General features: G+C 53.7%; 7 protein-coding genes. 6 read left to right on the top strand and 1 reads right to left on the bottom strand.

Going from position 1 to position 7982, the window contains the following annotated elements; all coding sequences use genetic code 11:
* From VKV29_RS02220 to VKV29_RS02195, 6 genes are all read left to right on the top strand, one after another.
* Positions 1–811 (top strand): choice-of-anchor tandem repeat GloVer-containing protein (locus VKV29_RS02220; protein ID WP_324199665.1); only part of this gene is annotated, 811 nt, incomplete at its 5' end.
* 222 nt (positions 812–1033) lie between these two features.
* On the top strand, positions 1034–4297 hold the full coding sequence (locus VKV29_RS02215; protein ID WP_324199664.1) for an AfsR/SARP family transcriptional regulator: 3264 nt from the start codon (positions 1034–1036) through the stop codon (positions 4295–4297).
* 161 nt (positions 4298–4458) lie between these two features.
* A complete protein-coding gene (locus VKV29_RS02210; RefSeq protein ID WP_324199663.1) occupies positions 4459–5127 on the top strand; it encodes a hypothetical protein in 669 nt (222 codons plus the stop codon).
* A gap of 99 nt (positions 5128–5226) precedes the next feature.
* A complete protein-coding gene (locus VKV29_RS02205) occupies positions 5227–5622 on the top strand; it encodes a hypothetical protein (protein WP_324199662.1) in 396 nt (131 codons plus the stop codon).
* A 12-nt stretch (positions 5623–5634) separates the two neighbouring features.
* Entirely contained in the window at positions 5635–6057 is a 423-nt protein-coding gene (locus VKV29_RS02200; RefSeq protein WP_324199661.1) for a hypothetical protein, read from the top strand.
* 83 nt (positions 6058–6140) lie between these two features.
* On the top strand, positions 6141–7373 hold the full coding sequence (locus tag VKV29_RS02195) for a rhomboid family intramembrane serine protease (RefSeq protein WP_324199660.1): 1233 nt from the start codon (positions 6141–6143) through the stop codon (positions 7371–7373).
* Between the two features lie 26 nt (positions 7374–7399).
* Here the strand turns inward: VKV29_RS02195 and VKV29_RS02190 are convergent.
* Positions 7400–7982 (bottom strand): enolase C-terminal domain-like protein (locus VKV29_RS02190; RefSeq protein ID WP_324199659.1); only part of this gene is annotated, 583 nt, incomplete at its 5' end.

Below are 7982 nucleotides of genomic sequence, written 5' to 3'. Positions count from 1 at the left end.
CATCTATGGCACCTGTCAAAATGGTGGGTCGCCATCCAACGGCGGAGGGGTGCTCTATGCAATGCCTACCTTCGGCAACGGCTTCTTCGTAATTCACTCCTTCGACTTTGGACCTACCACCGATAACGGAGGCGGCCCTGTTGGCGGTCTCACCCTTGGTCCCGACGGCGACCTCTATGGCACAACCAATGGAGGTGGTAGCAACGGCACGGGTGTGGTCTTCCGCTATGGCCCGAAGATGCTAGCCCTCAGCCCAAATGGCGCTGCAGCCGGCTCTTCCGATCTCACCTTAACCGTAGAAGGATCGGGCTTTACGCAATTCGCGCAGGTGCTATGGAACGGCCAAGGGCTCTCTACAAAACAGATCAACTCTCAGCAACTTCAGGCCACCGTTCCGGCATCTTTGCTTGCCAGCACCGGTTCGGCCACGGTTCAAGTGACTGACGGTACTCTTGGGACAACGACCTCACCGCTCATTTTTCTCATAGGGCAGCCCCAACTACAAATCCATCTCACCTCGGCCACGCGCGACCAAAACAACAACGTGATCGTCCAACTCACGTTTGTCAACTCAGGAGGAGCCACCGCCGGCAACCTTAATTTGGCCTCCGCCAAGCTCACCGATAGCAGCAAAAACACCGTTATGGCCACTGCCGGAACAGGGGCCATCGGCGACCTTCCCTCAGGAAGCAGCATCACGGTAAATCTCACCTTTCCTGCTTCCGTAGTCTCAGGAAAGGGTCTGTTACGCGTCGCAGGCACCTACACGCAAGGCAGTTTCGGAGGCTCATTTCGAGTGAACATCCCCTAACATTACGAGGCCCTCTTGCTTAAAACTCTATAACGCTTTTGCTTTGCCCTGCTTCGCCCTATGGCCCAGCGAAGCAGGGCATTTTTTCTATCTCGTTTCTTTTGTCTCAACAACCGAGTAAATTTGATATAATATAACTAGAGTGTCTGTTTGCTTTTTAGGAAAGCCTCTGTACCGGAGTTGTTGTAGCCGAACGTTTCCAACTTCAATGGAGCAGATGCAATGATGAACCAAGCTTGGCGTATCGAGCTATTGGGTGGATTAAGGGCCTATCTGGATAATAAAACGCACTTTCAACAACCTACCCGCAAGATGGGAGCGCTATTGGCTTATCTCATTCTGCATAGCCCTCACTCCGTCCCACGTGAAGAGCTTCTTGGGCTCCTCTGGCCGGAAGAGGAACCGGAGGTCGCCCAAAATCGGCTGCGTGTCATGTTAACGTCCTTGCGCTATCATCTCGAACCTCCAAACATCAAACGCGGGCTTATCCTGCAGACCAACCGTCTCAGTGTGCTCCTTCATCCTCATGCCTTTACCGCCGATGTGCTCGATATGCTCTATCAAATTAAACAGGCCGATAATGCCCCGAACGAGCAAGAACGTGTGGCTTCTCTACGAGAGGCGGTCGCTCTCTACAAAGGAGAGCTGTTGCCGGGCAATGACGAGGAGTGGGTGCTTGCGCAACGGCAGTATCTTTCCGAACTCTATTATAACAGCTTGCGTAAACTGACCACCGCATTAAAACAGATAGGGGACTTCCAGCAGGCCATCGAGTATGCCCATAAAGCCCTCTATCTAGAGCCTTTGGACGAAGAGACCCACTACGAGTTGATTCAGCTCTACAGCCTGGCCGCCCAACCTTCCACGGCGCTGCGCCACTATCAGCAACTCGAAGACCTCCTGCGCCGAGAGTTGGGCATCTCCCCTTCATCAAAGGTAAAAGCGCTCGCCCAGCAACTCCAAGAGCAACTCGGGCACCGAGGTGGCAAGAAGCAGCCCGCTCCGAACGTTTTCCCAATACTGATCACAACCGAAGTACCCAAGCCCTCTCCACTTAGACAACATATCCCTCCACGCCTCACACGATTTTTTGGAAGAGAGGAGGAACTCGAGTGGCTCCAAAAGCACCTTGTCCCAAGCCCCCATCAGTATCGGCTTATTAGCCTGCTTGGAACGGGCGGGATCGGAAAAACGCGCCTCTCCATCGAGGTAGCCGAGAGGGTACAAGACTGTTTCGGTGGGGGTGTCTGGTTCATCCCCTTTGCTAGCCTCTCCAACCCAACGCTCATCGGGCAGACCGTTCTGGAAGCTTTGGATATCTCTCAAAAGCGCCACCGAGAGCCTATTAGACACCTTATTGAGGCCTTGGCAGAAAGAGCGGACTGCCTGCTAATTTTCGACAACGTCGAACACCTATTGCCCGAAGCGGCCGCCATTCTGCAGCATCTCCTGGAACGGCTACCCCACCTCTGCTGCCTTGTGACCTCTCGAAAGAGCCTTGGCATTCGTGGTGGGCGTGAATATTGGCTGCAGCCATTGCCTACCCCCAAGCAGGAGATGTCTCTCGAAGAACTGCTCCAATCGCCAAGCGTAGGCATGTTTATAGATAGATTGCAAAGCCACAATCGTAAATTTCTATTGAATGAGCGTAACTGCAACGACGTGGCCTGGATTTGCCAATGGCTTGAGGGACACCCCCTCGCTATCGAGCTGGTCAGTAGTCACGCCAGAATGCTCTCTCCCTCCCAAATGCGAGACCACTTTACCCATCGCCTCGATTGGGCGGTAGATACCTCCTCTCTTGAAAAAGGAGATCGCCAGGGTTCCCTTCAAAAGGTTCTCGACACGAGTTATCAACTTCTCCCTATACGTCTACGGAAGCTCTTCACGAACCTGTCGGTTTTTCGAGGAGGTTGGGACGCTGAGGCCGCCAGTAAGGTCTGTTACACCGATGGGAACCTTTTGGAGACGCTGCAGGCACTGGAAACGCTTCGCACCGACTCGCTTATAGAGGTAGAACAGGAGGGAGAGACCCGCTACCGTATGCTGGAGGTGATTCGAGAGTACGCGGCACGTTACCTAACGGATGAGGAGAGACATGAGCTTGGTAACCTCCATTATCACTTCTTCCTTCAAAAGGCACTCTCCGGGCAACAGGGCGAAAGCGAGCTGCACAAGCGAGAGTGGTTGTCCTATCTAAAAACAAACGAAGCCAATTTGCGAGCCGCTTTAGAATGGGGTTTTGCGAAGGAACCGGAGAAAGCCGCGATCTTTGCAGAGGGGATCGTCCCCTATTGGATGGTACGCGGTGCCTATACGGAAGGCTGCAACTGGCTATCGAAGGCGCTAGCCAGCTACCCGCAACGCGACCTGGCCTATGCAAAGGCGCTTAACGGACTTGGTTGGCTCTCGTTCGATGCGGGAGATTATGCCACAGCGCGTACCTGTTTGGAAGAGTGCTGTGTTCTCTTTGAACAACTAGGCAACAAAGCCTATCTCGCTTCAGCGCTGCGTCAATGCGCACAGATTGCCTGGGTAAACGGCGATCTCACAAAAGCATGGACATTGCTGCAGCAAGCTTGGGACGTCCATGGTTTGATAGGCACACAGGATAGGGCCTGCGGTGTTTTGGGCATGATGGGCATTGTGGCGCTAGAACGAGGTGATCTTCAGGCGGCGAGAACCTATTTGCAACAAAGCGCTCATAAACTTCGGGAACTCGGCGATAGGGTGTTAGGCTATGCTTTGGGCAACCTGGGCATCGTGGAGCTACATCTCGGAAACTACAAGGAAGCTGCCGAGTTGCAACAAGAAGCTTTGGAGCATTTTCAAAAATGGGAAGATGTGGGAGGCATCGCCTTCATCCTGCTTAATCTCGGCAGATTAGCTCGCCTCCAGCAAAATTTCGAAGAGGCCCACGCACTTTGCCAACAAAGCCTAACCATTGTGCGCCAAACGCAAGAGACACGTGCCATCGCCTATGCCCTCTATGAACTTAGCGCTATCGCACTTGAACAAGCCCAAATGGATACGGCACAAGCTTATCTTGAGGAGGCCATCCGGTTGGCATGTCGCTCTGAGGAGAGGGCGCTCCTTCCTATGTTTTACGTCTTAAAAGCGAATCTCTTGTACAGCACTAAAGCGGAGTTTATCGCCGTCATCCCTCCTCTCCAAGAAGCGTTGACCCTGCTAACTCTAGCGCCTAATGCCATTCTTCTCGTCGAAGCGTTGGCAACGGCCGCTCTTTGTTTGCCACCAAACGACGATCTCGAGGCCGCTCGGCTCTGGGGGGCGCTCAAACATCATCAAGATATCACCGGCCTGGTTCTTGCCCCAACCAAACAGAGGGCAAGGAGCGAGAACATCGCCCAAAGAAAGCGCCGAACCATAGACACGGATTGGCAGGCGTGGTATGCTCGAGGCAAAGAGACGGCTCTCCTCGATGCCGGCCACTACGCGTTGAAGCTGCTTCAATCACATCATTGAAAGCTAGTCCCATAGCAGGACTGCGCATAAGTTGCTTCTTACTTGCCACAAGTGCAGACAGATTCTAAAATGTACCGTGCTTTTTCCGCTTCTCACGGGTGGATTAGCAGTTATCTATCTAGAGATGGCCTGCGGTTTAAACTCCAGAAAGGAAGGTGAATATGGCACAACAACCGAATCCCTCGAGCGCGTCCGACGAGGTCTCTGCCGCCTCTTTGATCAAATGGGTTCTTTCGATGTTCACTCTCACATTTCTCGTCATCTTGTTGGTTCGCAGTGATTGGTTCAACGCTCTGCTACAGCAACGGCATAACATTCCGGCTTTCATTATGGGTGGCATGGTTCGAACGGGTCAACGCTGTGTACACTGGATTACGCACCCACGCCCAGCCACCTCCATTCCGGCGGGGCAATTCTACTGCCCGCCCCTCACCGATCCCAAAGCGCCCTCCTACCAGGGCCTTCATCATGCCTACTATGCTGTGGTAAACGCTGCCTCTTCAATATATACAGAAGACCTTGAACCGTATCTTCCAATCGCGGGTATCACGGCCGTCTTGCTAATGGCTACCGGTCTGGCTTACGCCCAACAGAAACGCAGCCCTCATCGCCCTAGCCACCCCCAAAATTCGCCGGCACCGTCCCAAAAGAAGCACACCTCTGCTGGCAATGCTCCCTCATCAATACATATTGTGCCTCCGTCAACGCCCTCTAGGCAATCAAACACGTTTTATCAGCAAAATGTTATATACAATTTCTACTTTTACAATGTTAATTATAATGCCCCACCCGAAGGAAATCCGAATAGCCCAAAACCCGACGAGAAATAGCGTCGCCGGCGTCCATAGTTTACTCAGCCCTGGCGAGCCTTGTGCACACGAAGCGAATTCCCTTGATAAAATCATCTCGAACCGTTCAGGAGGAGGAAGATGCCAAGCAACACAACAGTTGAACAACAAACGTATACCCCGCTTTCAAACCCTCTTTGTAGAGGTTGTCAAAATCGGGTTTTTATTCGGGATGAACAGGTAGGCTTCTGCCCTTACTGCGGCTGCCCGCTGCGTTTCCGCCTGCGCAACCCCTTCTTCCTTTCCTTCTTTTGCGCTGTCCTGCTCATGCTCTTCGCTACCATCTCCACGTTCTTCACGCTTGTGCCCGACAAAATCAACCTCACACTGCCGTTGCTCTCCGTTTTCATCGTCTATCGGGCTCTTAGAAAGGGAAACGCCTATTACGCCATCCTCTACCAACGAACTATAGGTAAGTGGCTGTTTGTAGGTTTTGTTATTACCTATCTCTGTGAGTTTCTCAAATACTACGGATAAGGAGGCTCCACGATGAACGACTACTGCCCGCATTGCGCTCATCCTATTCCATACACTTACCGATTCGAGCGAATCTGTCCCTATTGTGGTTGCGCCAAAGCTCCTTGTCGCTTCTCTTGGAAACAGCTTTTCTCTTTTTGGAAACGAAAGGACGAGCGCAAAATGTTTCTACAAAATCCACTTTATTACACTTTTAACTATGTCACCCGTCTCCACGATCAGGCGGATGCCCAAAAAGCGACCTATGTGCGCCCTAGCGACGCCCCAGCCGACGACGCCCCAAAATACTACTGCCCGCGCGCCGTCTATCCAGAAGACGACACGCCTACACAGGAAGCCGACAACCCAGTTTCGGGTAGCTACGCTTTCACGAAAAGACAACTCGCCGATCGCAAAACCTATCTGCCAAAACCACCCTCCGAGCCACAACCCTGAGCCTTAACGCCCGCGAGAAGTCATAATGATAAACGCTGAAATAAAGGGTAAAACAGGCGTATCGTCTTTTGTGAGGAGAATGAATGTTTCTACCTTATGCTACCGACCAACCGACCGAAAAAAGACCGTGGATGACCTTGGCACTTGCCAGTTTTCAAGGGCTAATTACCCTAAGTCTCCTCCTTGGCGCGCATTTTTGGCAATGGAATGTGAACACGCTGCTTTATCACTATGGGCTTGTGCCTGCCCGTCTTCATCTTTGGAACCTTCTAACCTACTCCTTCCTACATGCCGACCCGGCGCATCTCCTCCTTAATCTCTTCTTTTTATGGGTGTTCGGCACAGGTGTGGAGAGCGCCATTGGGGGGGGCAAACTTCTAGCCCTCTACCTTTTATCCGGCGCTATCGGAGGCTGGCTACAGTGCCTCATTATTCTCACCCTTCTCCCCCCCGAAGTCGCCTATGTGCCCATCATCGGAGCTTCTGCAGCCTGTGCAGGGCTAGTTGGCGCCTACGCCATTCGCTATTACCGTGCGCGCATCTCCTTCGCCCTTTTGCCCATCCGCCCCCATGTCGTGCTGGTGGTGGCGATCTTTCTGGCTGGGGAAATAGGCAGCGGCTTGTGGCGGCTTTGGGTGGGAGATACCGCCTATGGCGTGGCCCATTGGGCACATATCGGCGGTTTTGTAACCGGTCTTACGGCGGCCTATTTGCTGCGTCTTCCTCAAAAGGCTCAGATGGCTTATCTCACTAGAGATGCGGCACAGGCGCTGGAGCAGAATCGCCCCGGTGCGGCCATCCCTCGCTGGGAGGCCGTGCTCCAAAAACACCCCGATGATGCGAACGCTCACGCCGAGCTGGCCCGCGCCTGGGAGATTATGGGCGACCAGGAACAGGCCGCTATTCATTTCAACACCGCGCTCGACATCTACCTGAAGATGAGAATGCGCTCCATGGCCGTGAAGCTTTACTTAGAAATGCAATCTCATCACATTACACAGGTAGCCTTATCTCCGGCTCAACAGTATTTCCTGGCCTGCGCCCTCGAGGAGGGAGCGCACCTTACAGAGGCTTTAACGCTTTTTCGCCAGGTAGCCCAGGAGAGCCTTCATAGCCCCGAAGCGGAGACGGCCTTGCTGAAAGCTGCAGCCCTTTGTGCCCGCTATCTCCACCACCACGAGGAGGCGCGACAGCTCATTGCCCTGTTTCACCAGCGCTATCCGCACAGCCAATGGCGACACCTAGCCGACGGCCTCGCCCGCGAATTAGAAACATCCTCTCAATCCGCCGACTCGCCCACCTCCGACCCATCCTGAAAGCGAACCGTGGCCGAAAGTTTTAACTACCAGTCGGCCATTGAGCCATCGTCTTCATGAAACCACCGGCCTGGGTCCGGCTTTGGTTTGAGAGGATGCGCCCGTAACCACTCCTCGTCCGGCTCTACGCCCAAACCGGGGGCTTGAGGCAAGGCGATATAGCCGTTCTCCACGGTAAAAGGCTGCTTCAACACACCCGCCCCTAACCCGATGGGGTCTACGAACTCCTGCACCAGAAAGTTAGGGGTGCAAGCATCTACCTGCAGGCTCGCCGCCAGATTAAGCGGGCCGTAGGGATTATGCGGCGCCAGGGCGGCATAGTAGACCTCCGCCATACTCCCGATCTGACGTGTCTCCCAAATGCCCCCACAAATGCAGGGATCAGGCTGCAATACGGTAGCGGCCCCTTTCTCCAATACCTCCCGAAAGCCCCAGCGCGTGAAAAGCCGCTTGCCGGTAGCAATCGGGGTCTTACATTGCGCGGCCACACGAGCTAAAGCATCCACATTTTCCGGTAAAACAGGCTCCTCGATGAAAAGCGGATGATAGGGACGCATGGCCTCCTCCATCTGCACGGCCATGGCCGGGCTTACCCGTCCATGAAAGTCC

The organism is Chthonomonas sp. (assembly GCF_035294165.1).
Lineage (GTDB): Bacteria > Armatimonadota > Chthonomonadetes > Chthonomonadales > Chthonomonadaceae > Chthonomonas.
The sequence above is the reverse complement of the archived record's forward strand: the minus strand, read 5'-3'. Positions and strand labels throughout refer to the sequence as shown.